This is a genomic window from Streptomyces sp. DSM 41931 (assembly GCF_050271085.1).
Lineage (GTDB): Bacteria > Actinomycetota > Actinomycetes > Streptomycetales > Streptomycetaceae > Streptomyces > Streptomyces albogriseolus.
In genome coordinates this window covers 1-26,425 of the sequence record NZ_CP189903.1, presented here as the reverse complement: position 1 = coordinate 26,425, position 26,425 = coordinate 1, and the positions used below count along the sequence as shown (strand labels likewise).

At 70.0% G+C, this 26,425-nt stretch carries 20 protein-coding genes and 3 pseudogenes; 10 read left to right on the top strand and 13 right to left on the bottom strand.

The window, feature by feature from the left end; genetic code table 11:
• Positions 1–9: 9 nt before the first annotated feature.
• The 4 genes from ACP7TJ_RS32245 to ACP7TJ_RS32230 form a co-directional block, all read right to left on the bottom strand.
• Positions 10–1,602 (bottom strand): acyl-CoA carboxylase subunit beta, encoded by a 1,593-nt coding sequence (locus ACP7TJ_RS32245; RefSeq protein ID WP_266553046.1) that lies wholly within the window; start codon positions 1,600–1,602, stop codon positions 10–12.
• Positions 1,603–1,748: 146 nt separating this feature from the next.
• Positions 1,749–1,958: an acyl-CoA carboxylase epsilon subunit gene (locus tag ACP7TJ_RS32240; RefSeq protein WP_093763826.1), complete on the bottom strand. Its 210-nt coding sequence runs from the start codon at positions 1,956–1,958 to the stop codon at positions 1,749–1,751.
• Between the two features lie 149 nt (positions 1,959–2,107).
• Positions 2,108–3,346 (bottom strand): cytochrome P450 family protein, encoded by a 1,239-nt coding sequence (locus tag ACP7TJ_RS32235; RefSeq protein WP_093763825.1) that lies wholly within the window; start codon positions 3,344–3,346, stop codon positions 2,108–2,110.
• A gap of 115 nt (positions 3,347–3,461) precedes the next feature.
• Positions 3,462–4,142, bottom strand: a complete 681-nt coding sequence (locus tag ACP7TJ_RS32230; protein ID WP_093763824.1) for a ScbR family autoregulator-binding transcription factor — start codon at positions 4,140–4,142, stop codon at positions 3,462–3,464.
• A 370-nt stretch (positions 4,143–4,512) separates the two neighbouring features.
• Between ACP7TJ_RS32230 and ACP7TJ_RS32225 the strand changes: the two genes are divergently transcribed.
• Positions 4,513–6,462, top strand: coding sequence for an acyl-CoA dehydrogenase (locus ACP7TJ_RS32225; RefSeq protein ID WP_427767610.1), 1,950 nt, complete (start codon positions 4,513–4,515; stop codon positions 6,460–6,462).
• A 120-nt stretch (positions 6,463–6,582) separates the two neighbouring features.
• On the opposite strand, the gene ACP7TJ_RS32220 is transcribed toward ACP7TJ_RS32225, so the two are convergent.
• The 5 genes from ACP7TJ_RS32220 to ACP7TJ_RS32200 form a co-directional block, all read right to left on the bottom strand.
• Positions 6,583–6,984: a DUF6009 family protein gene (locus ACP7TJ_RS32220; RefSeq protein WP_093763822.1), complete on the bottom strand. Its 402-nt coding sequence runs from the start codon at positions 6,982–6,984 to the stop codon at positions 6,583–6,585.
• Positions 6,981–8,543, bottom strand: coding sequence for a DNA primase family protein (locus ACP7TJ_RS32215; RefSeq protein ID WP_367544854.1), 1,563 nt, complete (start codon positions 8,541–8,543; stop codon positions 6,981–6,983). Before ACP7TJ_RS32215 ends, ACP7TJ_RS32220 begins: the two co-directional genes overlap by 4 nt.
• Positions 8,540–9,655 (bottom strand): bifunctional DNA primase/polymerase, encoded by a 1,116-nt coding sequence (locus ACP7TJ_RS32210; protein WP_376725942.1) that lies wholly within the window; start codon positions 9,653–9,655, stop codon positions 8,540–8,542. The genes ACP7TJ_RS32215 and ACP7TJ_RS32210 overlap by 4 nt, the downstream gene beginning before the upstream one ends.
• Before the next feature lie 575 nt (positions 9,656–10,230).
• On the bottom strand, positions 10,231–11,493 hold the full coding sequence (locus tag ACP7TJ_RS32205; RefSeq protein WP_427767605.1) for a ParB/RepB/Spo0J family partition protein: 1,263 nt from the start codon (positions 11,491–11,493) through the stop codon (positions 10,231–10,233).
• Positions 11,490–12,755: a ParA family protein gene (locus ACP7TJ_RS32200; RefSeq protein WP_167743584.1), complete on the bottom strand. Its 1,266-nt coding sequence runs from the start codon at positions 12,753–12,755 to the stop codon at positions 11,490–11,492. Before ACP7TJ_RS32200 ends, ACP7TJ_RS32205 begins: the two co-directional genes overlap by 4 nt.
• Positions 12,756–12,982: 227 nt before the next feature.
• Here ACP7TJ_RS32200 and ACP7TJ_RS32195 point away from each other — a divergent pair, with 227 nt between their 5' ends.
• The 7 genes from ACP7TJ_RS32195 (at position 12,983) to ACP7TJ_RS32165 (ending at position 20,903) form a co-directional block, all read left to right on the top strand.
• Positions 12,983–13,432, top strand: a complete 450-nt coding sequence (locus tag ACP7TJ_RS32195; protein ID WP_403452200.1) for a hypothetical protein — start codon at positions 12,983–12,985, stop codon at positions 13,430–13,432.
• A 736-nt stretch (positions 13,433–14,168) separates the two neighbouring features.
• A complete protein-coding gene (locus tag ACP7TJ_RS32190) occupies positions 14,169–14,864 on the top strand; it encodes a hypothetical protein (protein WP_093763818.1) in 696 nt (231 codons plus the stop codon).
• Between the two features lie 48 nt (positions 14,865–14,912).
• On the top strand, positions 14,913–15,338 hold the full coding sequence (locus ACP7TJ_RS32185; RefSeq protein ID WP_093763817.1) for a hypothetical protein: 426 nt from the start codon (positions 14,913–14,915) through the stop codon (positions 15,336–15,338).
• 316 nt (positions 15,339–15,654) lie between these two features.
• Positions 15,655–17,874: a telomere-associated protein Tap gene (gene tap / locus ACP7TJ_RS32180; RefSeq protein WP_427767600.1), complete on the top strand. Its 2,220-nt coding sequence runs from the start codon at positions 15,655–15,657 to the stop codon at positions 17,872–17,874.
• A gap of 12 nt (positions 17,875–17,886) precedes the next feature.
• Positions 17,887–18,444 carry a telomere-protecting terminal protein Tpg gene (gene tpg / locus ACP7TJ_RS32175; RefSeq protein WP_093763815.1) on the top strand — a complete coding sequence of 186 codons (558 nt, stop codon included), beginning with the start codon at positions 17,887–17,889 and terminating at the stop codon, positions 18,442–18,444.
• A 233-nt stretch (positions 18,445–18,677) separates the two neighbouring features.
• Positions 18,678–19,430: a DUF6461 domain-containing protein gene (locus ACP7TJ_RS32170; RefSeq protein ID WP_427767596.1), complete on the top strand. Its 753-nt coding sequence runs from the start codon at positions 18,678–18,680 to the stop codon at positions 19,428–19,430.
• Between the two features lie 168 nt (positions 19,431–19,598).
• Entirely contained in the window at positions 19,599–20,903 is a 1,305-nt protein-coding gene (locus ACP7TJ_RS32165; RefSeq protein WP_401409196.1) for a hypothetical protein, read from the top strand.
• Between the two features lie 453 nt (positions 20,904–21,356).
• On the opposite strand, the gene ACP7TJ_RS32160 is transcribed toward ACP7TJ_RS32165, so the two are convergent.
• The gene (locus ACP7TJ_RS32160; protein WP_427767593.1) at positions 21,357–22,613 is read right to left on the bottom strand and encodes a serine hydrolase domain-containing protein; all 1,257 of its coding nucleotides are present in this window, start codon (positions 22,611–22,613) and stop codon (positions 21,357–21,359) included.
• Positions 22,614–22,686: 73 nt separating this feature from the next.
• On the opposite strand from ACP7TJ_RS32160, the pseudogene ACP7TJ_RS32155 reads away from it, so the two are divergent.
• Positions 22,687–22,908, top strand: a pseudogene (locus ACP7TJ_RS32155) (IS5/IS1182 family transposase); the annotation flags it as partial.
• A gap of 275 nt (positions 22,909–23,183) precedes the next feature.
• On the top strand, positions 23,184–23,525 hold the full coding sequence (locus ACP7TJ_RS32150) for a DUF5713 family protein (RefSeq protein ID WP_167744075.1): 342 nt from the start codon (positions 23,184–23,186) through the stop codon (positions 23,523–23,525).
• A gap of 29 nt (positions 23,526–23,554) precedes the next feature.
• On the opposite strand, the pseudogene ACP7TJ_RS32145 reads toward ACP7TJ_RS32150, so the two are convergent.
• The 3 genes and pseudogenes from ACP7TJ_RS32145 to ACP7TJ_RS32135 all read right to left on the bottom strand — a co-directional run.
• Positions 23,555–23,807 (bottom strand): annotated as a pseudogene (locus ACP7TJ_RS32145) (IS5 family transposase); the annotation flags it as partial.
• A 61-nt stretch (positions 23,808–23,868) separates the two neighbouring features.
• Positions 23,869–24,077 (bottom strand): annotated as a pseudogene (locus ACP7TJ_RS32140) (IS5/IS1182 family transposase); the annotation flags it as partial.
• 38 nt (positions 24,078–24,115) lie between these two features.
• The coding region (locus tag ACP7TJ_RS32135) for a Helicase associated domain protein (protein WP_427767590.1) at positions 24,116–26,425 on the bottom strand (2,310 nt) is incomplete at its 5' end.

The window sequence follows — 26,425 nt, the reverse complement described above, 5'->3', positions numbered from 1 at the left end:
GGTGCTCCGTTATTGCGGCGGGTTGCCGTGTTTGCGGCTCGGCAGGTCGGCGTGCTTGGTGCGGAGCATCGCCAGCGAACGGATCAGCACCTCACGGGTCTCGGCCGGGTCGATCACGTCGTCGACCAGACCCCGCTCGGCGGCGTAGTAGGGGTGCATCAGCTCGGACTTGTACTCCTTGACCATCCGCTTCCGGGTGGCCTCGGGGTCCTCGGCCTCGGCGATCTGCCGGCGGAAGATCACGTTGGCCGCGCCCTCCGCGCCCATCACCGCGATCTCGTTCGTCGGCCAGGCATACGTCAGGTCGGCGCCGATGGACTGGGAGTCCATGACGATGTACGCGCCGCCGTACGCCTTGCGCAGGATCAACGAGATCCGCGGCACCGTGGCGTTGCAGTACGCGTACAGCAGCTTCGCGCCGTGGCGGATGATGCCGCCGTGCTCCTGGTCCACACCCGGCAGGAACCCCGGCACGTCCAGGAAGGTCACGATCGGAATGTTGAAGGCGTCGCACATCTGCACAAAGCGGGCGGCCTTCTCGGACGCCTCGATGTCCAGCACACCGGCCAGCGTCTGCGGCTGGTTGGCGACGATGCCGACGACCTGGCCGTCCATCCGGGCCAGCGCGCAGATGATGTTGCGCGCCCAGCGCTCGTGCACCTCGAGGTACTCGCCGTCGTCGACGATCTCCTCGATCACCTTCGCCATGTCGTACGGACGGTTGCCGTCCGCCGGCACCAGATCGATCAGCACGTCGCCGCGCCGGGTTCGGGGATCCGCGCAGGGGACGGCGGGCGGGCACTCCTGGTTGTTCTGCGGGAGCAGGGAGAGGAGGTAGCGCACCTCGGCGATGCAGGTCTCCTCGTCGTCGTAGGCGAAGTGGCACACACCGCTCGTCTCGGCGTGCACGTCCGCGCCGCCCAGGCCGTTCTGGGTGATCTCCTCGCCCGTGACCGCCTTGACCACGTCCGGGCCGGTGATGAACATCTGCGAGGTGTCCCGCACCATGAACACGAAGTCCGTCAGCGCCGGGCTGTAGGCCGCACCGCCCGCGCACGGGCCCAGCATCACCGAGATCTGCGGGATCACACCCGACGCCCTGGTGTTGCGCTGGAAGATCCCCCCGTAGCCGGCGAGCGCCGAGACGCCCTCCTGGATACGCGCGCCCGCGCCGTCGTTCAGCGAGACCAGCGGCGCACCCGCCGCGATGGCCATGTCCATGATCTTGTGGATCTTCGTGGCGTGCGCCTCACCCAGCGCACCGCCGAAGATACGGAAGTCGTGGGCGTAGACGAAGACCGTCCGCCCCTCCACCGTCCCCCAGCCGGTGATCACACCGTCCGAGTACGGCTTCTTCTCCTCCAGACCGAAGCCGGTCGCCCGGTGCCGCCGCAACTGCTCGACCTCACGGAACGACCCCGCGTCCAGCAGCAGTTCGATGCGCTCCCGCGCGGTCAGCTTGCCCTTGGCGTGCTGCGCCCGGGTCGCCTTCTCGCTCGGGCCGGCCAGTGCCTGCGCACGAATCTCGTGCAGTTCGGCCACGCGTCCACGCGTGCCGGAGGACTCTGCGGACACCAGGGGAACGTCATTGAGGACTGTCACGATGCCTCCCTCCTCATGGACGCGGCCGAAGACGGAGACCCAGAATAACAAACCGCCTGCGCGGTTTATAAGAGGTATGCGTGGCCGCGCACATGAATCAGCCATGGAAAAGTGCCTGCCGGCCGGCGGCCGGCGCTCGAGTGGCCCTACCGCCAGCTGTGCGGGGGGCTGTAAGCCGCGGCGGCGCGTCGCTGCCGCCGCCACGACGGGACGCCGGCCGTTTCCCGGCCCGTTGCGGTCGGGCCCCGCCCGGCCAGCACGGAGCACAACACGACCGCCACGGCGGCCAGTTCGTCCTCGTCCGCCCGCCCGCGCTCGATGCGCAGCGCGAGCCCCGAGGCGTCCGGTTCGCCCATGTCCGCTCCTCTCGACCCCGGCCACCGTGCGGGATCGCGCTACAGGAAGGCCTCAGTTCCGCTCGAGCGGAGCGTGAGACGCACCGAGCTCCACGGCCGGCGGCGGCCGTGGAGCTCGGAGGGGTCGTCGGCTCGGGGACGGACGCGGATCAGACGGCGGTCGGGCGCAGCCACACGGGGACCGACCGGAATCCGTTCATCAGGAACGTCGGCATGGGGGCCAGCTCGTCACCGCGGCAGGCGAGCCGCACGTCCGGGAAGCGCCCGAAGAAGGCCGACAGGGCCTCCGCCGCCTCCACGCGGGCCAGCGGGACGCCCATGCACCGGTGCACCCCGTGCCCGAACCCGAGGGTGTCGCGGTCGGTGCGCAGCACGTCGAACTCCGCGGCGCTCTCCCCGTACCGCTCCGGATCGAGGCCGCCCGCCGCGAAGTTGACCAGGATGGGGTCACCCTGCTTGATCAGCACCCCGTCCAGGTCGATGTCCTCCACCGCGAACCGCATCGGCGAGTAGGCCCCGGGGGTGTGCATCCGCATGGTCTCGGCGGCGGCGTCGGCCCAGTCGGCGCGTCCGGCGCGGATGTGCTCCAGCTGCTCGGGGTGGCTGAGGAGCGCGCCGATCGCGTTGGCGATCAGGGTGGCGGTGGTGTCCTGGCCGCCGGCGATCATCAGGTACAGGGTGCCCAGCAGTTCGTGCTCGCTGAGCCGGTCCCCCTGGTCGCGGGCCTCGATGAGGGAGCTGGTGAGGTCGTCGCCGGGGTGCGCCCTCTTCTCCGCCACGATGGCGGCCAGCAGGCCGAAGGCCTTCATCCGCGCGGCTTCCATCTCCTCGGCGCCCACCGACGGGCTGAAGACGGTGTGCAGCGCGGCGCACAGCTCGTCCGTGGCGGCGCCCTGCGGGACCCCGAAGAGTTCGCAGATGACGCGCATGGGCAGCAGCTCGGCGAACCGCCGCCGTACGTCCACCGGTTCACCGCTCGCCGCCGCGGCGTCCAGGTCGTCCAGCAGCTCCGCGACGATCTCCCGGACGCGCGGGCGGAGCCCTTCGGAACGCCGCGCCGTGAAGGCGCCCGCGACCAGCCGGCGCAGCCGGGTGTGCTCGGTGCCGTAGGCGAAGAGCATGTTCTCGTTGGCCACCCACGGGTACAGCGGCCAGGCCTCGGTGATCCGGCCCTCGATGAAGTCGGGCCAGTGCTGTCGCGCGTTCTTGGACACGCGCGGGTCGGTCAGCAGCCGTTCCACGTGCTCCTGCCGGACCACTGCCCAGGCCCGGACGCCGCCGGGCAGTTCGACCTCCACCGCAGGCCCTTGGGGCCGCAGCATGGCCGTCTCGCCCGCGAGATCGCTGCCCGTGACGTCCAAGGCATAGGGACAGGCCGTCAGTTCCATCGTCGTACCCCCTGTGTGATGGTTGCGTGTCGCACCACGTGCGCGTGCGCGGTGAATCGTCCGGAGACCGGGCGCGCACCCAGGGGGCCGATGACGGACTGCCTCCTACGGCGGCTCAGTCCACCCCGAGGGGCTCGGCCTGCCGGCCCGCCCCCACGGCCTCCTCGTACACGCGCGCGCTCCGTTCCGGCGAGAAGTCCAGCTGTACGAGCACGGCGGGAACCGCGATGCCCGCCATGAGATGACGCTGCAGATTCGCCACGCGTTCGACGAGGTCGGCGCGGCCCGTCATGAGCTTGGACAGGATCTGCACTCCGGTGAAGGCGCCGACGAACATCTGGGCCGCGGCGACCACGTCGACTCCCGGGAGGAGCTCGCCGTTGTCGCGGGCCAGGGTGAGGATCTCGGTGTTGTGCTCGATCCAGCCCGCCATCGGCACCTGCCGGTCCAGGCCGTCGTGCGGCGACCCCTGTTCCACGGTCAGCCGCACGCTGCCCCGGACCAAGGGGTCACCGGAGGCGAGCATGTGGGCGAGCAGCAACGCCTCGTCCAGTCCCTGCTGCAGTGCCAGCTTCCGCTCCGGCACCTTCGGCAGCCCGGTCAGCTGTTGCGTCAGAACCGCCTGAGCCAGTTCTTCCTTGGACGCGAAGTGGAAGTAGAGAGCGCCCTTGGTGACCTTCGCTCTCTGCAAGATCGTGGAGATGGTCGCCGCTTCGTATCCGACCTCGTCGAACACTTCGCCCGCTGCCGTCAGGATGGCCTTCCGAGTCCTGACCGCCCGCTCCTGCTGCGCCATCGAACCACCTCCACCGCTCCTGCCGGGTCCCGAGAAAAAACCGGCAGGTATGTATCTTACCAGTACGCCTGGCGGAGGATCATGCCGGTCCACACTCCGACACGCGCCATACGTCGCACCTCCTGTACGTGGCTCGAACTGGATGCCCACGAGAATAAAACCTGCTAACCGGTTTTTCAATGCCCCGTCCGGTCCTGGCATATGAAGCGGAACACCCCTTATCAACTGCTGTTTCGCCCGCAACTACCTTCGTTAGTGTGACCTAGGTCACTCGATAGACCGCCGAAGTGCCTTGAAAAGAAAACCGGTGGGTTCGTATCTTTACGGCCGTGTGCTTCCCACTGTCGTCGAACGACCACACGGAGAGAGCATGACCGTACTGACCATCACCGAGGCATCCCCGGCCGCCGTCATTCCGGCGGCCTGCCCCCGGCCGGCCGGCCCGCACGGCACCAGCACCGAGGCCGGAGGCAGTCTCCCGGCGCCGGCCCCACAGTCGCCCACCGTCACCGACCTGGTCCGGCTGCTCTTCGAGGGCGACGACCAGCGCCGCGTGCACGGCCCCTGGCGCGAACTGATCGCCGACGAATCGTTCCGTCACAGAGAGGGGCTGTCACCCGCCGAACACGCCGCGCTCTCCTACGAACGGCTGCACGCGGTGAACCGGAGACTCGAGCGCGCCGAGGACCTGGCGCGCGACCCACGGCTCCTGGCAGGGCTCCACGAGTGGGCGGCGATCGTGCACGGCGGCGGGGGCCTGTGCACGCTCGCGAGCATCCACTACAACCTCTTCCTCGGCAGCCTGCTGGACCACGAAGGCGGCCCGGCACGCGACTTGACGGAGTTCACGACGCTGCGGCGCACCGGCACGTTCCTGTGCACCGAGCTCGCCCACGGCAACGACGCCCCTGCCCTGCAGACGACCGCCGAGTTCGACCGGAGCACGGGCGGGTTCGTGCTGCACACGCCGCACGCCGGCGCGCAGAAGTTCATGCCCAACACCAGCCCGACCGGCGGCCCGAAGAGCGCCGTGGTGGCCGCCCGTCTCCTCGTGGACGGCGAGGACCAGGGGGTCTTCCTCTTCCTGACCCCCCTCAGCGACGCCCAGGGCATCCTCCCCGGCATCCGCGTCCGCCGCCTCCCCTACCGGTCCGGCGCGCCGGTGGACCACTGCCTCACCGCCTTCGACCGTGTGCCCCTCCCCCGCAGCGCCCTCCTCGAGGCGGAGCACGGCCGCCTCACCGACGACGGTGCGTTCAACAGCAGCCTGGGCAACCGCCGCAAGCGGTTCCTGCAGTCCATCGGACGGGTCACCACGGGCAAGCTCTGCATGAGCGGCGCCGCCGTCGGCGCCTCCCGCGCCGCCCTGGCCATCGCCGTCCGCTACGCGCAGCACCGCCGCATCAGCGGCCCCCGCGCCGGAGAGCAGGTGCCCCTGCACGCCCACCGCTCCCACCACAGCCGGCTCCTGCACGGACTGGCCACGGCCTACGCCATGACCTTCCTGCACCGCGCGGTGACCGCCCGCTGGGCCGACCACGCCCCGGAGGAACGCGCCGAGGTGGAACGCCTGGTGGCGATCGCCAAGGGCTGGATCACCTGGCAGGCCCGCACCCTGACCATCGAGGCCCGCGAGCGCTGCGGCGCCCACGCCCTGTTCCCCGTCAACGGCCTGGCCGACTTCCCGCAGTACACCGAGGGGACCATCACCGCCGAGGGCGACAACCTCGTGGTCTGGGTGAAGGCCGCCTCCGAGATGCTCTTCGGCCACTGCGGCGCGTCCACGGACACCGCCGCCGTGCCCGGCCGGCGCGACCTGACCGACACGGCCTTCCTGCGCGAACTGCTCGGCCGCGCCGAGTCCTTGTGGCAGGCCCGGGCCCGCAAGGAGCTGCGCAACGGTCCGGCGGGCGATCCCCTCGGCCGGTGGAACGCCGCGTCGTCGTCCGCCCTGCGCATGGTCGAGGCGCACGCCCGCCTCCAGGCGGCCGACGCCTTCCTCCAGGCCGTCGAGCGCGCGACGGATCCGTCGGCACGCACACTGCTCGATCAGCTGTGCCGGCTGTTCCTCCTGGCCCAGCTGGGCGAGTACAGCGGCGACCTGCTCGCGTCGGGCCACCTGACGGCTGCCCAGGTGCTGGACCTGCCGGGCGTGTTGGAAGAGGCCGTCGAGGCGCTGGCCCCGCGGATGACCACCCTCGTCGACGCCTTCGACCTGCCCCCCGAGTTCCTGGCCTCCATACCGCTGGCGGGGGCCGCGCACCTCGACGAGTTCGACCGGCTGATCCCCGAGAGCGGCGAGGAAGCGGTCACCGTCTGACACTCCCCCGCCCCGGCCGGCCACCCAGCCGGTCCCCGTCCGCACCGACGCGGGCCGCCGCACACCACAGCGGCGGCCCGCTCCCACGCTTCTCCCACGCCTCCGCCGCCCGCCCCGCGCTCACAGCGGCAGCGTGTCCCCCAGCTCCCCCACCGCCGGCGACAACGGCCCGGCCTCGGACCGTTCCGTCTTGCGGCCCTTGCGGCCCGGTGCCAGCGTCCGCGGGTCGACCGCCTCCGCCGGCGCGCCGGTGGCGTACAGGCCCTCGGGGTCGGTGTCGCGGTCGTGCGGCAGCAGCCAGAAGACCCGGCGGCGGAAGGTGCCGGACGACCGGGACGGCTTGGCCTGCGGCCCGAGCAGCGCGTACCCCACCATGCGCCCGTCGCGGTGGTAGGCGGGTCTGCCCCGCCGGGTCGGCAGCCGGTCGAGGCTCTGCCGGACGTAGTCGAGCGCGGTGATGTCCTCCAGCCAGACGAGCTCGGCCTCGTGGAAGATCTCGTCCTCTGCGATGAGGGCGCTCATGCTGTCTCCTCGTCGGCGGCCAGTCCGATACCCGGGTAGTACTTCCGCTGGTTGGACAGGATCATCTCCTTGGGCGAGGCCAGTCCGACCACCTCACGGACCCGCGCCGCGAAGGCCCGGGACGAGACCGCCGGGGCTCCCTCATTCTGGCACCAGGTCTTGTAGGCGGCGTAGAGGTGTGCCTGTTCCGCCCGTAAGGAGGGCCCCAGGCGGCACGATTCGCTCAGGAAGCGACCTGTGTGGTCCTCCGTCTCGGCGTAGGCGGTCGTCGCGATCCGTACCCGCTCCGGCCCGGTGAGGTCCTTCTCCCCCGCCAGGTAGCGGCGTGCGCCCACGATGAGCCAGTTGAGGATGCCCGGCCCCTCCTCGGTGACGAGGACGTCCGCCAAGTTGTCGATCTTGTGGTCGTCGGACACCACGCGCTCGAAGGGGATGAGCCGCATCCGCCGCCAGAACGCGAAGCCGCCCGTGCCCACCTCCGGCCGGTGATTGCCCAGCAGCCACAGCTTGTGCGTCGGCGCGAAGCTGAAGAAGTCCTGCCGCATCCGCCGGGCCTTGATGCGGTCGCCGCCGGTCAGCAGTTTCACCCGCGCTTCGTCGAACCGGTCCCCCGGCTTCACCTCGCTGCACACGATGACCCGCCGGCCGTGCAGCTCCGCGAGATCGGTGGGGTGCCCCTCGTACGGCCGGGCCATCAGGAACCCGGGGGGCGCGGCGTCGGCGTAGTCGCCGAGCAGCTTCATCAGCACGTCCAGCAGCACCGACTTGCCGTTCTTGCCCGAGCCGAACAGGAACGGCATCACCTGGCCGCCGACGTCCCCGGTGATGGAGTAGCCGAGCAGCAGGTGCAGGAAGTCGATCATCTCCGCGCCCTCGTCCCCGTCGCCGAAGGTGTCGGTGAGGAACCGGTTCCAGCGCGGGGTCGGCACCGGCTCCGGGGCCGCGGTGGTGGAGCGGGAGTGGAAGTCCTTGTCCGGCTCCGCTGTGCGGATCACCCCGGTGCGCAGGTCGACGATGCCGCCCGGAGTGCACAACGCGTACGGATCGGCGTCCAGGAGCGCCGCGTTGAGCACCATGCCCGGGGCGGACCTGGCCTGGGTGAGCATCGCGTTCATGCCGCTGGTGCTCAGCGCCCGCCGCCGGTGCTGCTGCAGCGCCGAGGCGGTGAAGTGGCCGCGCGGGTCGGTGGTCGCCAGGGACTCCGCCAGGTCGCCGGCCGCCCACATCACGGTGTCGTCCTCGTCGATCAGCCAGCGGGTGCTGTCCCACCGGAACCAGCCGAGCCCCGGCACGTGCCGGTAGTCAGCGGCGTACAGCTTGACGAAGAGCTTGGCGTTGCCGCGGTCGCTGAGGGTGTCCGGCAGCAGCCCGTCGGCGGTGGCCTCGCCCTGCGCGCCCGTGACGGACCGGACCGTCACGGGCGGTCCCGGGACGCTCCCACGGCCCGCGGCAGGCGTCTCCCCGATGCCGGTCCGACGGGGCGGTTCGGGCTGGGTCAGCAGAATCTGCGCGGCGACCGCCTGCGGGTCGAAGAGGGTGTCGTCGTCGCCCGACTTCATGCACGGCCTCCCGGGTGCAGAGGGCGCCGCACGCCCGCGTTCAGACCGCTGCGGATGATGGCCGCGCTGCGCCGCCCCTGCCCCGGGCGGGCCGACTCGGCGGCCTCCTGGAGCAGCCGCTCCGCCTCCTCCGGTGCGAGCCGGCCGGCGGCCACCAGTCCCCCGGCGGTGTAGGCGGCACGGTTCAGCTTCTCCGAGAAGGCCGCGCCCTCGGGAACGGCCGCACAGGCGGCCACGTCGCCGAGCAACGGGGCCAGGAGGCCCCCGGCGCCGTCCCGCCCGCCCCTGGCCGCCAGAACCGCCTGACGGGCCCGCGGCGGCACCGGACGAGGCGCCGGCACGGGCGCGGGCGGCAGATGACCGGTGCGCTCCAGCTCCTGGGCGAGCCAGCCCGGCAGCACCGCGGGCTCCCGCACGGCGCCCACGCATTCGTACGTCCCGGCCTCGGTGACCGTCCCGGGAGCGACGATGTAACCGCCGTGCGCCCGTACGTCGACCTGCCAGGCCAGCGCCCGCCCGCCCGAGCCGGTGGAACACTGCCAGCGGTGCCCCGGACGGGCCCGGTACCACACGTGCAAGCCTCCTGAAGGGGTGCGGACGCGCAGCGTGGTGTCGTCGTCCGCGGGGCTTGTGCGGCCGCGCAGAGCGGCCAGCACGCCGATCGTGTGAAAGCCGTTGGCCAATCCCCTCAGGTCGACGCTCTCGTCGATCCGGACGCCGGGCAGGAGCCGGTCCCGCTGCGGCAGATGACGCGCGTGCGCGTCGATGTCGATCACCACCAGCCCGGCCGGGCCGCAGGCGACACCGACACCCAGCTGGGGACCGGAGCCCGCATCGGGGCCGGCGCCCCACCACTGCTCGATGCGATCGGCGTCGAGCGTGGCGGCGTGGAACCCGTGACACCAGCGACCGGCCGCGAGGCAGCCGCATCCCCGGTGGGTATGTCCCGGCGCCCTGCAGGCCTCGCAGTTGCCCGCCGGGGTCTTGCGCCCCGGTGCGAGCGGATGCACGGGCCAGCCTCGTCCGGCGCACCACCGGGCGACAGCCGGCGATCGTCCCCCTGGAGTCCGCAGCGGGGCACAACGACGAGAGTCCCGCAGCTCAGAGGCCATTCGCACCCCCCGTCAGCGACCCAAGCGACTGAGCAACGGGAACAGACTAGCGAAGCGTGTGGTCGCGGAGCGGCTGATGAGGCGACAAACTTCGCTCCGGTTCCGGCGTCCGCCGGACCCACCACTTCGACCTCAGCGACCAAGGGTCCGGACCGACAGCAACCACCTGTGCTTCGGTCGCTGCCGCCTCACCCGGCGAAATCCCAGCTCATCGACACCGGCGTCCGGGTTTCAGCGACCGAAGCGACCCAAGGTCTCCATATATGACCTACACACGCGCACACGCACATGCGCCTATGCCTTCATATACCCCGAGCGTGAGTCGCTTCGGTCGCTGAGTTCCCGCACACACCACGTTGACCTGGTGATCTCATCAGTGACCGAACGCTGCCGCCCTACCGTTCGGTCGCTCGCCGTCAGTCGCTGCCCAGGCGTGCCTCCCGGCCGGTCGGACACCGACCTGCGGCCGGGCCGCCGGATGGTCCTGCCTCCCCCCGGACAGCGACTCAAGCGACCCTGGACCGTACATCCAGACGGGCTGGCTCCACCTGGCCCGGTCCCGGCCTGCCTACCGCTCACCGACCCGCGGAATCGCCGACCGCGTTCCGCTTGCGCTGATGCTCGTTCAGGATGCTCAGCATCTTGTCGAACTCGACCTCACTCATCTTGTGGATGAGATGCATGGCGAGGAAGGCACCGTCGTGGTACGGGAGCTTTCGTGGCCCGGAGGACTCGCCCGCCGAGAGGGCGGACTCGGTCGAGGCGCCGTCGACACGCAGCTCGGGAACCGTTTCGGGCCGCCGGGCCGCCGGCTGGGCCGCACCACGGTCACTGATTACGCCGTAATCATTTCCGCCGCCGACCGACCGCTCCCCCGCTCCTCGGGCCCGCACCGCGGACCCGGCCCCGGACTCGGTGCTGACAGCCCTCCCCGTCACCGCGTCGACGGCTTCCGCCTCCGGCGCAGTGCTCTGCACGGCCATGTCCGAAGAACGGCGCGGCGTCGCATGCTCCTGCTGCTCCACGACGTCCGCCCGCACCGGAGCGCTTTCCTCCACCACGCCGGTTCGTGGCTCCCCACCACTCCCCCGCGTCTCCTTGCGATCCTTGGCAGCCTGCTTCTCCGCCTCCTTGCGGGCACGCTCGGCCTTCAGTTCCTCCAGAGCAGCCACCTGCTCCTCCTGAGGCTTGTTGCCCACCGCACGCAGCAGGTCGATGGGCTCGTGCCCGATACGGGCCTGAAGCTCCGGCGTCAGACTGAGCAGGGCGAGCCGCTGCGACACCCAGCCCTGGGAGCGGTGCAGACGCTTCGCCAGCGCCCGCTGGCTGCCATGGATGGCCAGCAGCCGCTGCAACGCACGCGCCTCGTCCAGCTCTTCGAGGTCCTGCCGGTGGATATTGGCGACGAGCGCCGACTCGAGCAGTTCCTCGGACGAGGACCCCTGGTCGTCGCTCACCATCACCTTGACCGTGGCCAGTCCCGCCTCGCGCGCTGCGGCGAGCCGGCTGCTGCCGTCGATGACGACATAGGCCGTGTCCGGCTCCAGGTCGGCTTCGCGGTCCGGGTTGGCCTTCACATAGGCGTCGCGGTTCATGACCGTGATCGCCTGCTTCTGCCCGTGGGTCTTCAGGCTGCCCGCGAGATCGGTGAGGTCGCCGAGGCTGGACCGGGGGTTGTCGGGGTTGGTGCTGATCCGGTGCAGGGGCAGTTCCGTCGGCGGGGCCACGCCGTCCGTCGGAACCCCGGTGGCGGCCGCGACCGCCTGACGGCGAGCGCTGATGGGGCGCACTCCCCCGCCGAAGCGCCCCGCCCCCAGCTGATTGGCCTTGTTGCTCACAACACCTCCCGCGCCAGTGCGCGCATGCCGACCGACTGCTGCGACTTGGGCGCATAGGACAGCAACGGCTTCTTCACCCGCACGGCTTCCTTCTGTTCCTTGAGGTCGCCGATCAGCCCGACCACCCTCGGATCCTTTATGTCGACCCAGCCCTGCAGGGACGACGTAGCGATGTAACCGCGCCGGGAGTCGTACAGGTTGACGACGATGCCGAGGTAGTCGATGTCGACCTGGAGGTCTCCCCGAAGGTCGTCGATCTGGGTGGTGAGGAGCTCGTACGCGTCGGCCGAACTGTCCTCGGCCTGGACCACGATCAGCGCTCCGGACTCCCCGGGCTTCTCCCCGTCACGGCGCCGGCCGTAGTAGGCGGCGGCGTCCATGCTGAGGCCCAGACTCGGCGGGCAGTCCACGATGATTACGTCGTAATCACTCTCCAGCGGAGCGAGCGCCCGCTCGAGAGCTGCCTCGCGGGCTCGAACCGCCGACAGGCGCACGTCGAGCAGGAACGCGTCGTTGCAGGCAGGCAGGAGGTGCAGCCGCCCCCCGAAGGTCTCGTCGTCGATGGAGACGATCAGGTCCCGCAGATCGCCCTTGGGGTCGCCCGCCATGTGGTTGGTGAGACTGTCACCGTTCATCGGCAGGGGAGTGGCCCCCAGCTGGTTGGTGAGGTGGCACTGCGGGTCGAAGTCGACGAGCAGCACCTGCTGTCCCGGCCCGGGCAGGTTCTCGACGTCGAGCGGATTGGTGTCCAGCTCCATGCCCTCGTCCTGCACCTCACTGTCGCGCAGAGCCTTGGTCAGGGCCTTGGCCACGCGCACGGGGTACAGCGAGTTGGAGTCCTCGGCGAGGGCCTCGCCGAGACCGGCGGTGATGGCGGTCTTGCCGACACCGCCCTTCTGGTTGCAGACGATGATCCGGCGCGTGATCTCCGGTCGGCTGACGTCCGGGGCGGGATTCGAGTCGAGCCACAGCTGGATCGACTGGGCCAGCCCCTGAATCAGGGACACCCGTCGGTCGGCGGCGATCTGACGGAAGCTCTCCCACTGCCCGGGGGGCAGGAAGGTGGAGAACGAGTCGGCACCGGAGGTGTCGACGGAGGCCGTGGCAGAGGCCAGGTTGCACCAGTCCCTGATGCTCTGCTCGACGGCTGTCTGGATCTCGATGCCGTGCTGAGCGGCTCTGACCTTGAGGCTCTGGCGGAGCCAACCCGGCAGTTTGGAGACGACCTTCTCGCGGTCGCTGGAAGCAGCTGGCGAAGTCATGGAGGTAACCATACTAACGTCCATGATCCTTTGAAGCACCGACACGTTAGTTTTCACTACTACTTCGCCGACCGGCCCCCTCTCCTGGGCCGTGGGGGTGATTACGCCGTAATCACCCCCACGGCCTGCGGCCCCCCGCTCGGCGAGCCGGTCCGCCTGGCGTTGTTCGCTTCGGCAGTTGAGGAATGTGCTTGCGGTGGATGAGGCAGATGCGGCGATACTCCGGCATGAGTAGAGATGCCGAGGTCATCGTGCTCGCCCGCTGGTCGGACGAGGTCATGGAACCGCTGACCAGGGACGATCCGGAACGCACGTGGCGAGGCCGCTTCGTCCCGATAGCGGGGCAGTGGGGCTACACATTCGGGTGGGCCTTGGAGTTCGAGAAGATGCGTGCCCGCAAGGGCCTGCTCAAGCACCTGGAGTCGCTGCCGTGGCCGCATCCGCCTACGGTGCAAGTTTTGCTTCGCGACCAGGACGACGACTGCTTCGGGCTGTGGATGTTCCACGGGGACCGGCTGGTGGAAGTCACCATTCCGGGCACCGAGCGTTTCCACCAGCCAGCTCCACCCAATGAGGACTTCGAACCCGACCCGGGCATGCTGCTGCGCACCGACCAGGGCCATGCCCTACCCGAGCAGACTCCGGAAGCCCAACGCGACACCCGCCCACCCTGGTAGAGGACACATACCTTTCTGTGTCGACAACCTCTTGTTGGTGAGCCCCAAGTGGCGCGCCCACGACCACAAACAGTTCCTCCTCACTGTCACCCATCACCTCAACCTCGCGCCGTCGACCCCACAGCCTCAACCGAAGCAGCGTGGCTGAGCCGAGTGGGTGGTGCAGGTACCTCCGTTCGTTCGTAGGCACCAACCTCGCCGTAGGGGTTGCCTTTCTGGGGTACAGGTCAGTGAGGGGTCGTCAGAAGCCTGGCGCACATGAGTCGGTGAGGGGTCCGCGTAGGCGCGCCCTCTTTATTAAGAGGGCGCGGCGCTCACAAGCCTCTGACCTGCACTTTTGCGAGGACCATGGTGTCCTGGGGAGCACATTTTGGCCCCCCAAATGTCAATCTGGCGGTCACATTTGGGGTAGAAACTCAAGCTGTGCTTGAGTTTCCCCAGCGCCCACCTCGTCCCACAAAACCGCAGGTCACAGCCTCGTCGCCAACCGCCCCAACCGGCGTCCACGCTGCTGAGCATACGCTTGGATGTGTCATGATGACGGCACACTAAATCAAGCTCTGCTTGAGTTTCGCTGCAGGAATCGAAAATGAATCAAGCTACAGTTGACTTTTGAGGCCCCTGTGCGCTGAGCCCCGGATCCAGGCATCCGCACGGCGCGCCACCTGTGGAAAAGACAAGCCCTGCTTGATTTTTGGGCTAGTCTCTGGACCGCCTGAGTATCAAAGGAGGTCCTGTGACAGCCGATCCACCAGCACGCCGACGGCCACGAGCCGTCCCTGACGCCACGTCGGGCGACGCGGGCTTCGACGACCTTCTCCAGGTCCTCGGAGAGCAACTGGGCGAAGCCACCCAGAGCACCGACCCCCGCACCCGCCGCAAACTGAAGAACGTCACCTTCGAGTACGAGGCCGACCACACCGCCGTCCACGACATGGCCGGCGACGCGGGTTACAGCCTGGCCTCCAACTGGTTCACCCAGCTCCTGGCCCAGCTCGCCGTCGCCAACTCCATCACCAAGTCGCAGCTGTGCGTGTTCCTCTACGTCGCCGGCGGACAGCAACGCGGGACCGGCGTCGCCCAGTACACCCAGCAGGAGATCACCGACGGCCTCAACAGACTGGCGGCCCAGAAGGGCGGCAAGCGCATCACGCGCTCCACGGTCAACCGCGCGATCGGCGCGTTGGTCGGCTACAAGTGGATCGAACAGCTCGGCAACGGCATGATCCAGCTGAACGTCCGTCTGTGGTTCCACGGCAACAGCAACGCCCAGCACGCCATTCTGGAGAAGCTCGCGGCCCAGCACGACCGGGACCCCGAGGCCTTCCCGCACGGGATCGGCCCCGAAGCCCACCAGGAAGAGCTGGACCTCGACCTCCCCACCGAGGAGCGGCAGCACCCGGGCTACGGAACGGGAAGGCGTACAGGGTGATACACAAGCTTCAACCACTCCGCCCACCGGCACGAGGAAGGGATACCGATGGCTGAGGTCATGTCACCGGTCGTGTCAGAACGCATCTGGGCACTGCCCGTGTCCGGGGCCACGGTCAAGTTCCTCCAGTACCTGCTCTACCGCAGCGACTTCGGCGGCCACCTGCCCGTACGGCAGAAAGACATGGCCACCGAGTACCGCGTCACGCCGCAGGCCATCAGCAACCTCATCGCACCCCTGTGCGAGCTGAACATCGTCCTGCGGCCGAAGAACGAGGAAGGCAACCGAGGCAAAGGCAACTCCTACCGCCTCCACCCGCTGGCGGCGAAGTACGCGAGTCCTCAGGACATGGAGGCGGCCTTCCGCACCGCGATCGCCCGGATCAAGGCCAACGACCTCCCCAACCTGAAGCTGCCCGCCTACGCCGCCGTGCCCCCTGCGGCGGACGGACGACCGAACCTCCAAGTCGCCTGACGACAAAAACCGAGGCCCCCGCCGGAACCGGCGGGGGCCTCGATGCCTGAGTAGAGGTCGTAGAGCCACTATACCCAGTCAGACGACCACGTCTCCTGGATCATCCCCCGAACGAGAATCACCGAGCGTTGGCGGGGGCGCCAAGGAAGTTCGACAGGCCCGGGTCGGCGATGCGGGGCGGGGGAGTGGTGGTCATGTCGGGCGGTGATCATCGGGATCGTCTTTCCCGCTCCTGAACGGTTTTCGTTCGTGAGGTGTACGGCGAATGTGCGCAATCCGTGCGGTTGGCGGATAGGCTGACGTCGGGAGGTGTTCGGTGTCCGAGTTGTTCGACGCGGTGGATGCGCTGGTCGCGTCCCGTTCTCCGCTGCCGTCGGCGGGGGAGCGGAAGCGGTTGCGGGTGGCGCATGGTCTGACGCTGGAGGAAGTGGCTGCGGCGCTGAAGGTGCGCCGGGCCACGGTGTCCGGCTGGGAGTCGGTGAAGAAACCGACCGAGCCGCGCGGGCCGGAGCGCGAGGCGTACGCACGGCTGCTGCGTAAGCTCGCCGAGCTCTACCCCGCGCAGGAGGAGCCGGCCGCCCCGGCGCCCGAGACGTTCACCGCCACGCCCGACCCGGCCGCGGCAGGGACACAGTCCGCGGACCATACACCCGAGAACACCCAGGCTCCTGCCCCCGCTCCCGATGCCGCTGCTCCGGCGGCCGCGCCCCGTCCGGCGCGCACCACCGGGACGTCGTCGGCGTCGCGCCGCCCGGCTGCCAGGAAGGCGGCCCCGGCCGGCCCCCCGGCGGGCTCCGCCGATCCGCGGTTCGAGAACGGTCCGCTCGCGGTCGTTGACGTCGAGGACGGGAAGGTGTGGGCGTACTGCACCGGCGGTCTGGTCCTGGATGTGCCGGCGAAGAGCATCCCGGCCCTGGTCGACTGGACGCTCAGGGAGGCGAGGCTCGGCGCTGCGAAGCTCGCCGGGCCGGGCAAGGACGCCGACCCTCTGCTGGTGCTCACCGAGGCCGCGCTGGAGCGTTACGGCCTGCCCGTCAGGCTCACGGAGGAGGAGAAGCGCGCCGGGCGTTTGCCTGAGGGCCACAAGGTCGTCAAGCAGCTCGCGCGCGCGGAGTGGAAGCTGACCAAGCGCGGCTTCGGCCCGTGGGCGAGGATCTACCGTCCCGCGACCGGTTCGGAGCGGGCCTGTGTGCAGCTGTGCATCCCTTCCTGGAACGCGCTGGACGCCCGGCACTGGGGTGAGGCCGGGCAGCTCCCTCCGGCCGAGCTCGCCCGCGTTCTGGGTGTGTACGCCTCGCGGGTGATGACGCCGCGCGGCTCTACGGCCGTGACCGGCCTGGAGCTGATGACCGCCCTGCACCCGCCCACGCGCGCCTCGGAGCCGGACGCCGACGGCCGCCGGCATTCCGAGCACAACCCTGGCTCGCTCGGCAGGGACGCCATCGACCCGATGAACTGGCCGCCGTGCGAGGTCCCCGACGGCCACCCGGTCCTGAAGGACCTGCCCCGCTTCCATGTGCGCGGCCCCGGCGAGAAGCTGTTCGAGGAGGCGTACGACTGGGCGCGGCCCATGACCGATGCCGAGTGCACCCTTCGCCACCTGGTCGGCATCGACGTCAACATGGCCTTCGCCGCCGGCGCGAACGGCCTGACCGTCGGCCTCGGTGAGGCGACACACGTCAAGGCCCCCGCGTTCGACCCGAAGCTGCCCGGCTCGTGGCTGGTCGACCTCTCCCACGTCGACCTGTCCCGCGTGAAGGTGGGCAAGGAGTGGGTGGAGCTGGACGGCAGTCTTCTGCCCTCCCCGTTCACGCCGAAGGGCGAGCGCCCGGAAGGTCCGGCCTGGTACGCGACGCCTACCGTCGCGTACGCGGCGGAGCTCGGCTACGAGGTCCGCCCGATCGAGGCGTACGTCCGGTACGACAACGGCCGCTACCTGGACGGCTGGTACCAGCGGCTCCGTGACGCCTACCTCGCCACGATGGCCGACCTGGGCGTGCACGCGGACATGGAACCGGCCGCCTTCCTCGACGCGATGGAGGGTTACCGGGACCGCGACCCTCAGCTGGCGATCGTCGTGTCGGCGATCAAGGCGACGGTCAAGGGCGGGCTGGGCAAGCTGCGTGAGCGGCCGCGCGGTGAGGGGTGGCGGCCGGGCGAGCCGTGGCGGGCGCTGTCCCGGCCGACGTGGCGGCCGGACATCCGGGCGGCGGTCATCTCCCGCACCCGGATCAACCTGCACCGCAAGATCGTCAAGCATGCGGCGTTCACCGGCCAGTACCCGGTGGCGGTCCTGTCCGACTGTGTGGTCTACGCGGCAGGCGGCGCCAGCCCGCTGGACTTCCTGCCCTACTCCGGCGGCAAGCCGCTCCCCGGCGGTTTCAAGCTCGGTGTCAACCCGGGCCTGGTCAAGCACGAGGGCACGCAGAGCGTCCTGTGGGGCGAGGAGGTCCGCGAGCGGTTCGACGCCCCCGACCTCAACCTCGCCCGCTACATCAAGGACGGCACCGTCACCGACATCGACAACGGAGAGTAGGAGTAGGCCACGATGAGCCTGTTCGGGGACGGCCTGGAAGCCGCGGTGCAAAAAGCGTTCACCCGCCCGGCACCCAAGAGCGCACCCGCACAGATGCGCTACCTGGTCAGGAAACTCAAGAGCACCAAAGCGGTCGCCCAGCTGCTGCGGATCTCCCAGCGAACCGTCGAACGCTACGTGAAGAACCAGATCAAAAAGCCCCGCCCGGACCTCGCCGCGCGTCTGGAGCGGGAGGTGAGGAAACGCTGGCAACCCCAGATCCGGGCCCAGGCCCGGCAGAAGGCGGCCACCACCGGCGGCATCGTCATCGACACCCGCGCCCGCATGGGCTACACCGCCCCCATCGGCTCCACGGACGAGTCCCGCATCCGGCACCTGACCGTCGCCCTGCCCCCGCAGCACGCCGCGCGCCTCTTCGAGGCCCAGGAGCAGGGCGCCGGCGACGCCCGCCTCCAGGAGATCACCGCTGACGCACTGCGTGAGGTGTATTTCCAGGACGGCGGCCGCCGCGCCGGCAGCCTGGAGGAGGTCCGCTTCACGGACATCGAGCACCTCGAGTTCGAGCTGTAGCAGCCAACGCACACGATGCCGACTGGAAGTGCGCGAGCGCATGCGACGTGTTCGAGGGGGAGTAGGGGGAGCAGTGGCGGCAGCGAGTGACGGCTGGGCGGGCATGGGCCGGGACTGGACGGATGCCGACGAAATCCGCCGGCGCCTGAACGCCGGGGCCGATCCGGAGAGCTGGAACGGGAGCAGGCCCCTGAAGCCGGCCAACGCACGGGCGCTCGCCGCCGCCGGGGCCGATGGTGGATCTGTCCGAGCTGTTCGGTGAGGGCTGGTGTGTGACGCTCACGCAGCTTGCGCCTGCTCAGGCGCTGGAGCGCATGGGCGTGCGCGATGTGACGGATGTCGATGACGGCATGCAGTTGGCGACCGAGCGGCTGGAGGCCGACGGCATGCAGCCGGAGGTGTTGCTGCTCGGACGCGGGCTTCGGGACGGCTGGTCGCTGATCGTGGAGCTGGAGGGCACCCTGGGCTGGGTGGGGATGGATCGTGCGGTGCTCGAGGCGTTGTCCGCGGGCGGGCGGGTAGCTGCTTCCGCGTTCGAGGACCCCAACCAGCTGATGGGCCACGTGGCGGCTGACGGTCAGGTGGTGTGCGAGCTGGATGCCATCACCGGGCGACTGCCCTGCGCGGCCGCCGACACAGAACAGACGGTCGGCAACTTGCTGTCCCTGGGCTTCTCCCGTGGTGACGAGCCGACCGGTCAGGTGGTTGCGGCGGACGTCGCCGGCCGCGTCGTGCGGGCGCTGCGCGCGGTGACGGGTGTGGAACTGCAGGAAGACCACGTCTCCGGCAGTGGGGAGCTCCTGAGTCCACGGCGGCGTCGAACCTCCCCCGGCGCACTGGGTGTCTTTATCCACGCGGTTCTCAAGTCGCGGACGAAGTCCTGTCCGGGGCTCATGCGGGCCGTGTACCGGCAAGGTTCATCGAACAGCCGTGCCCGCGCAGGCTGGCCTCGTTCACGAGTTCGGGGTTCTGCTCAAGTTCTGTGACCGGTGGATGTCATCTCCGCCCATCGGCGCGCCTCTGCGTCGTCGTGCCGGGCTGGTCGTGGGTGCCTCGGCCATGAGCTGGGTGCTGAGCGGCGCCTGGATCGGCACGGCGCCATGTCAGTGCCGTGCCGTAGGTTGCGAAGTGTCAGCGTTCCCGGCGACGGGGGGATGAGGGTGCGCAGGCCAGTTGAGGGCGAAGTCCACGTGCACTACAGCCAGATCTACGTCGAGAGTGATCCGGACAGCTTCGGTCCGGACCTCCGGGAGTCTTTCGCCGGGCAGAGCGGCGGGCTGTGCGGGGCCGCGACGCCGGGCGCGCTGTGGTTGTCGACCGGGCTGCATACGGGCAGCGTCGGCTTCACCGTCGAGGTGCACGACCAGGCTCCGCCGCTGGATCCGGCGTGGGAGGACGTCGTAGAGGCCTCCTATCGCCCCGTCTCGGCCGGCAGCGCTCTTGTGCAATGGGCGGGGGAGGCCTCCTGGGACCTCGACCTGGAAGAGACGGACTACCGGGTGCGCTACTGCGCTCAGGGCATGGACGAGGCACACCGCCAGGACACCCGGCTGGACGGCGAGCCGCAACGGGACTGCTACCTGTTGCAGTTCTGGCCCGCTCCGCCTGCACCGGACCGCGTCCTGAAACAGACCTCGGCGACTGCCGCGTACTGGCACGACTACGCCCGCCGGCAGCCCGCTCCACCCACACCGGCCGAACGCGCCGAAGCCGAACGTCAGGCCCGCCTCGCGCAGGAACAAGCCGAGGAAGAACGCCGGCTCGCCCACGAACGGTGGCAGTGGGGCGGGCGATCGCCGAGCCGCGCCCTGCGCGAGGTCAGTGGCAACGTGCGCGGCCTGCTCGTCTTCGACCCGGCCCTGGTCCACGCCATCGACGCCGCCACACCCGGGACCCAGCGGACAACAGCGCTGCTGGCCGCACGTCGCGCCTGTGAGGCGGCCGGGCTCACCGACCTCGACTGGATCGCCGCAGGGCTCACCGCTCTGGCCGAGGGCCGTCCGCTGCCGCCGCCCCTCGACGACCCGGCCCAGGCGTGGCGGGCCCTGGAAGCAGATCCACGGGTCCCCGACAGAACCGTCGCCCAGGCCGTCCCGCCCAAGCGGCCCCCCTTCCAGCCACCCGCCCACAACGACGCACACACGCCGATGCCCAAGCCCGCCATGCTCCCGCAGATCACAGGTCCCGCGGCCGCCCTGGTGAAGCCGCCGGACCGTGCCGCACCACCGACACCGCAGCCCGGGAAAGCGACGCCGCACACGATGAGGGTCACGTTCGGCGAGCTGGACCCGCCCCCGCGAATGTCCCAGCCCCACATGGCCCTGCCCGCGCTGCTCGGCGCCGCCGAAGCCGACCCGCTCCAGGCGGCCCTGAACGCGGTGTACGCGGCCGTGACCGCCTACGGCGAGGACTACCAGACCCTCCTGCAAGAGATCCGGTCCGCCTGCCACGAGCAGTGAAGGAACACCGGCCGCGGCCCCGTGCCGCCGGTTCCAGGCCCCTGGGACTGCCTCGCAATGATCGGAGCGCTGAAGCAGCCAGTTCAGCGTTGTGGCTCCTCGGGTCAGCCGCCCACTTCCTCGGCCCTGCACCTGGTGAGTGAGACCACCTATGGATGGCAGACGCGCCGCCACCCCAGGGATGGGCTCTTCAGCAGATCCGCGATGTGTCGGGAGACCGGGAGGCTGTTGCCTTGGATCCCGATCGGTCAGCGAAGTGGGTCGCCTTCGCCGGGGTCCACGAGATGGTGCGCCCAGAAATCGTTCTCGGGTTCCACGGCCTGTGTCTCGTGAAGCCTGCCGATGTACGACGACGGCAGCATCGACTGTTGGGCAGCCTATGACGACCTGTACGAGGCGCTACGCGGCCTGTAGGAGTCCCACGTGGAAGGCATACTGAGTATCTAGCTGTGGTCACCCGCGCTTCCGGTCGCCGCACACCGCCCGGTCCAGCAGGCGGACCGCGGCCTCCGCCTGCTCAAGGAAGCGCTTCTCGTCACCGAAGCGCGTGGTGAAGACAGCGGCCGCGGCCGACACCCGGCCGTCGGGCGTGACGGCGGTCTCGGAGGCGGTGCCGAAGGACGTGCCGCCGTGGTACCAGACCCCGCCCCCGCAGCCCTCGGCCGGGCGCCAGGCGAGGCCGAGCCCGTAGCGGGTCCTTCCGTCGGTGGCGTAGCCGGGCGCCGGGACGGTGGTGCGCATCTGCTCCAGCTGCTCCGGCGGCAGCAGCCGGCCGCCCATCAGGGCGCGCAGGAAGGTGTTCATGTCGCGGGTGGTGCTGATGATGCCGCCGTCCGCGCCGCCGCCCACGGCCAGCGTGGTGTCGGTGAGGTCGTCCCGGCCGGGGAACTGCGTATACCCGGCAGCCGTCGGCAACGGCACGTACGGCGAGGTGTCCGGTATCAGCGTGCGGCGCAGCCCCAGCGGCTCGATGATCCGGTCGTGCACCTCCTGCGCCCAGGGGTTGCCAGTGGCCTTCTCGATGACCATCCCGAGCAGCACGTAGTTGGTGTTGGAATACGCCCACTGCGTCTCGGCGCCCGGATCGTCCGCGTCCGGCAGCCAGCCGGGGGCACGCTCCATCGCCGCGGCGACCTGCTCCTCGGGGGTCTGCGAGCGGAACCGCTGTGCGTGGAAGCGCTCGGGTGTCAGCTCCGCCGGGTCCTCGAAGGCGATGTCTGTGTAATTGGCCAGGCCGCTGGTGTGCTGGAGCAGGTTGCGCAGGGTGATGCGGCTGCCGTCGTTGCCGTTGCCAGCGACCACCCCGGGCAGCCACTGCTCGACGGTGTCGTCCAGGCTCAGCGTGCCCTCGCCGACGAGCTGGAGCGCGGCCACGGCCGTGAAGGTCTTGGTGTCGCTGCCGATGCGGTAGTAGGCGTCGAAGGGCACCCGACCCCCGTCCTTCAGGCTCGCGGTGCCGGACCGGGCCTGCGTCTCGCGCCCGGCCGCGTCCCGGGCGAGCACCGTCAGCCCGGTGGCTCCCGTGTCCCGTACCACGTCCGCGTCCCGCTGCAACCGCGACCGCGCGTCCCCGCCGCCGGCGCCCATGGCCTCGGCCGTGGTGCCCGGCCCGAGAAGCGATGCGGTCCCGATTGCGGCGGCCCCGGCCACGGCCAGCCCCGCACGCCACCGTCCGGACCGGCCCCACCGCGCACTCTTCGTGATCTCCATGGCCGAAACGCTACGGAGGACCAGCACCGCAAACCATCCAGCTGGCTGCCCGGACGGGGGTGGTGCTGGCCCCCTGCCACCCGGCCGCCCCTCCTCATCGCCGCCCCCCGCGGTCTACCGCAGGTTCGCTCAGGGGAGCCGGGCCCGGGGTCCGGGCCCGGCTCTACCGCGTGATCGGCGACAGACTCGGGGCGCGGGGCGAGCTGGGCTGGTCGCGGTGCGCGATCGACTCGGTCAGTCTGCGGGCGGCAGAGGGGGGCCGCTGACGGGACCGAGTCCGACCGACCGCGGCAAGCTGGTTCAACCTCCGTACCCAGGAGCTGAGCGAAACGTCAGGTCAAAGCCACTCGTTGATGGCCGCGACGAGCAAGGTCGCCTCGTAGTCGTACCGCGTGGTCACGGCGCGGTGTCTTCTGAGGCGATTGGTGCGGCACTCGACCGCGTGCCGGGCCTTGCAGGGCCTGTTGTCAAAGTGCCGGGCGACCAGCCTGGTGTACGTGGGCGGCGTCGTTGTCAGTGGTGTCGTGCATGATCGGCGCGTCAGGTCTTATACGGGGATGGGGAAGCGCCATGCCGATCACGAACCAGCAAGTATCAGGGCACATGTTCCTGCGACAGATGTATACGGACTCGTACTTCCCCGATCACGTCGTCGACCGGGGTAGGGCGATCCTGTTGCGGCTGTGCGAGCGGATTGAGGCTGAGCAGCCGTCGGATCTGGAGGCTCTGTATGCGCTCAGCCAGGCCGCAACGGAGGAATTCAACAGTCTGGAAGCAGAGTTCGAGGCAGCCGGAAGTGAAATCGAGACGGTTGCGCGCGAGGTGATCGCTGAAGACTTCTGGTTTGTGGCATCGGCATACGGGTTCACGGACGCGCATGTGGAAGAGCTGATCGCCACCCGGGACTGGTGAGCGACGACAGGAAGGCCATCTGCCGGCCAGAGCCATTCGTTGAGGGCTGCGATCAGCACGGTCGCCTCGTAGTGGACGGCGAGCTTGTCGTATCTCGTGGCCACCGCGCGGTGGCGCTTGATGCCGCACTCCACCGCGTGACGCTGTTTGTAATCGATTCTGTCGAACTTCGGCGGACGGCCTCCGTGAGAGCCGAACTTCCTGCGGTTGCGGACCTGGTCAGCCTTTTCCGGAATGGCGGAGCCTGGCCCGACGCCGCATCGACGTCCTGTTCGCCATGCTCCGCGAAGGCACCTTCTATAAACCGCCCAAGATCAACCGTTTGACGAAAGCCATAGGGGCACTTTTTGGCCCTGACGTGGGCGGTGTCCAGGATGACGCGGGAGACGTCCAGGAGCCCGGCGTCGTCCAGATGATGGCCGCGAAGACCGTCTCATCAGGTGTGTTCTGCGTGCCGCCGCCCTGCGGCCGTGTCCGTTGCTCCGCAATCAGCGGCCTGGCGATCTCCCACAAGCCGTCCGGCACGATCCAGCTCCACGTTCCCCGCCCCATACCGGGACAACGTCCGCCTCACCAGGTAGGACACGGTCTTATGCCCATTCCATTCCCTGCTTGTGCAGCGAGGTCAGCTGTTCCTGGGTGAGTTTGTGGCGTCGGGTGCGGGTGTTGGAGATCCACACACCCAGTTTCACGGTCACCGGCTCGTCCTCGCCGTCGACGGTGATCTGTTCGGTGTGCCCGCGGGGTACCGGCCGGTGGGCGCCTTCCCGTTCGACCCACTGCGTGAGGGCCGCGAGCCCGCGCTGGAAGGCCTGCTGCGCCTTGCTTGTGCCCTTCACCGCCGTACCGCCGGCCCGTGTCGGGGCCGCCCCTGCCGGGGTCACCCCTGTCGGGGCCGCCCCTGCCGGGGCGGGGGACTGCGCCTCGGTGGGTTTGATGCCCAGCACGGTCAGCCGTTCCTGCTGCTCGGCCGACAGCAGTTTCCAGGTGCCGGGCTGTTTCTGCCGTTTCAGCCAGCGTCCGATGTCGTCGCCGTCCATCAGCACGCCCGGTGCGATGTCGGGCAGTACCCCGTGGGGTTCGGTGTCGGCGAGGTCGGCGAGGACGCGGTAATGGCGTTGCCAGTCCAGCGGCCAGGGGCAGTTCCAGTCCGGGTCGATCGCGGCGAGCTGCGCCGCGCGTACGGCGGCCCGACGCGGGTCTTTCCCGAGACCATCCTTCCGCCGGAGGTTGGCCATGTACTGCCCGATAGGCACATGCCCGCCGGCCGGGTCGTCCCAGACCGCATCCTGGCGAGGGGCGAGGTGCCCGGTGGCCCGCCGGTAAGCGCGGAACACCGCGAGCCTCCTCTCCCACGCCTCCTCGCCCGGTTCCCAGACCATGCCGGCCTCGGGTGCCTCGAGCAGTTCCTTGCGCCGCGGCTCGAGCTCCCCGGCCCGCAGCGCCTTGCGCTGCTGGTGCACCCACCGCCCGAGGGGGAACGCCTTCGTAACACCAACCTCAACCTCGGTGTCATACGGAACGGCGTACAGGCCGGTGATCTTGTTCTCCTTCCGCCAGCGCAGCAGCGCCTGGTAGCCCTCCAGCCAGACCAGGGACTCGGGCCGGTAGACCCGGGTGCGCAGGAACACGGCGATGGCCGCTGGGTCGCGCGGTGTGGAGAAGTGGAGCAGCGCCGACTCGGCAGCGGCCTGGGTGCCGTCCTGCTCCTGGTCCTCGCCGCCGCCCTCTCCGCCGGCCCCGACGATCCGCCCGTCCTCGTCGCGCCGGAGGTGGACCTTGCGCCTGCCGCTGGTGCGCGCGCGGGAGGCGAGCTGCTCGACCAGGCGCTCATCATGGCTGCGCAGGCCCTGGAGCACGGCCACGAGCGGCTTGAAGCTCGCGGAGGCGACCATGTCGGCCGGGTCCTCGCCGGGCTGGAGGAAGACGGGCACGATGATCCGCGCGACCTTCGTGCTGCCGTCCCGGTTGGGCCGCAGCGCGCGGCCGATGTTCTGCACGATCTCCACCTGGGAGGTGCGGGTGTCGGCGAAGCAGACCGAGTCGACTCCCCGTTCGCCGGTGATGTCCACACCCTCTCCGAGCACCCGGCAGCTGGCGAGGAACGCCCGGTGCACGCGCCGGCCCGCGGCGTCGATGCCGCCTGCGAACTGGCGCAGCACCTCGCGGCGCTCGGTGACGAGGTGGTCGCCGCACAGCCACGCCGACCAGACCCGGTCCGGGGGGACGTGGCGGCCGGCCTCCAGCTCGTAGAAGCCCGCGCCGATCGACGAGGCGGGGAGCCGGTCCGCGGCCGCCAGGTCCTCCTCCGAGGCGTCGATGCCGTACAGCTCGGCAGCGGTCTGCGGCATCTTCTCCGCGAACGCGGCGGCCTCCTCCACCTTCTGGTGGAACGTCATGACCGTACGCAGGTTGTACGCCGCCGCATGCTCCAACAGTGCGGTCTGCAGCAGGGCCAGGCGCCGGCCCCGCTGCGCTTCCTCCGACTCGCCAAGGACGGGGGAGGGGTCGCGGATCTCCAGCACGTCGATCTCGAACCCGGCGAGGATGCCACGCTCGATCGCCTCACTCAGTCCGAGTTCGGCCAGCCACGCGCCGTAGGTCCCGTCCGGGTCGTCGGCCATGCTCGCGATCTCCAGCTCGCGCCCGCCGGTGCCCTGCTGCGGCCGGGGCGCGGCGAGGATGCGTGGGGTGGCGGTGAGGTAGAGCCGGAAGCCGGCCGGAATGCGGGCGTTGTCGTGGATCGCCGCCCACGGCCTGCCAAGATCACCCGCGGTTGAGTGGGCTTCGTCCACGATCACCAGGTCGAAACCGCTCATCTGCTGCCCGTACAGGCGCTCCCCGCCCGCCAGGGCGGCCTCCAGCGGCCCACGAATCCTGCCTCGGCCCATCGGGTCCTC

Bases quoted from the DNA above. Each gene is read 5' to 3' on its own strand.
- ACP7TJ_RS32215 (WP_367544854.1), bottom strand. From the start codon at position 8,543: ATGAAGTCGGGCGACGACGACACCCTCTTCGACCCGCAGGCGGTCGCC.
- ACP7TJ_RS32225 (WP_427767610.1), top strand. From the start codon at position 4,513: ATGACCGTACTGACCATCACCGAGGCATCCCCGGCCGCCGTCATTCCG.
- ACP7TJ_RS32160 (WP_427767593.1), bottom strand. From the start codon at position 22,613: ATGGAGATCACGAAGAGTGCGCGGTGGGGCCGGTCCGGACGGTGGCGT.
- ACP7TJ_RS32170 (WP_427767596.1), top strand. From the start codon at position 18,678: ATGGTGGATCTGTCCGAGCTGTTCGGTGAGGGCTGGTGTGTGACGCTC.
- tpg (WP_093763815.1), top strand. From the start codon at position 17,887: ATGAGCCTGTTCGGGGACGGCCTGGAAGCCGCGGTGCAAAAAGCGTTC.
- ACP7TJ_RS32240 (WP_093763826.1), bottom strand. From the start codon at position 1,958: ATGGGCGAACCGGACGCCTCGGGGCTCGCGCTGCGCATCGAGCGCGGG.
- ACP7TJ_RS32200 (WP_167743584.1), bottom strand. From the start codon at position 12,755: ATGACTTCGCCAGCTGCTTCCAGCGACCGCGAGAAGGTCGTCTCCAAA.
- ACP7TJ_RS32165 (WP_401409196.1), top strand. From the start codon at position 19,599: ATGAGGGTGCGCAGGCCAGTTGAGGGCGAAGTCCACGTGCACTACAGC.
- ACP7TJ_RS32220 (WP_093763822.1), bottom strand. From the start codon at position 6,984: ATGAGCGCCCTCATCGCAGAGGACGAGATCTTCCACGAGGCCGAGCTC.
- ACP7TJ_RS32150 (WP_167744075.1), top strand. From the start codon at position 23,184: ATGCCGATCACGAACCAGCAAGTATCAGGGCACATGTTCCTGCGACAG.
- ACP7TJ_RS32195 (WP_403452200.1), top strand. From the start codon at position 12,983: ATGAGTAGAGATGCCGAGGTCATCGTGCTCGCCCGCTGGTCGGACGAG.
- ACP7TJ_RS32185 (WP_093763817.1), top strand. From the start codon at position 14,913: ATGGCTGAGGTCATGTCACCGGTCGTGTCAGAACGCATCTGGGCACTG.
- ACP7TJ_RS32235 (WP_093763825.1), bottom strand. From the start codon at position 3,346: ATGGAACTGACGGCCTGTCCCTATGCCTTGGACGTCACGGGCAGCGAT.
- ACP7TJ_RS32210 (WP_376725942.1), bottom strand. From the start codon at position 9,655: ATGGCCTCTGAGCTGCGGGACTCTCGTCGTTGTGCCCCGCTGCGGACT.
- ACP7TJ_RS32230 (WP_093763824.1), bottom strand. From the start codon at position 4,142: ATGGCGCAGCAGGAGCGGGCGGTCAGGACTCGGAAGGCCATCCTGACG.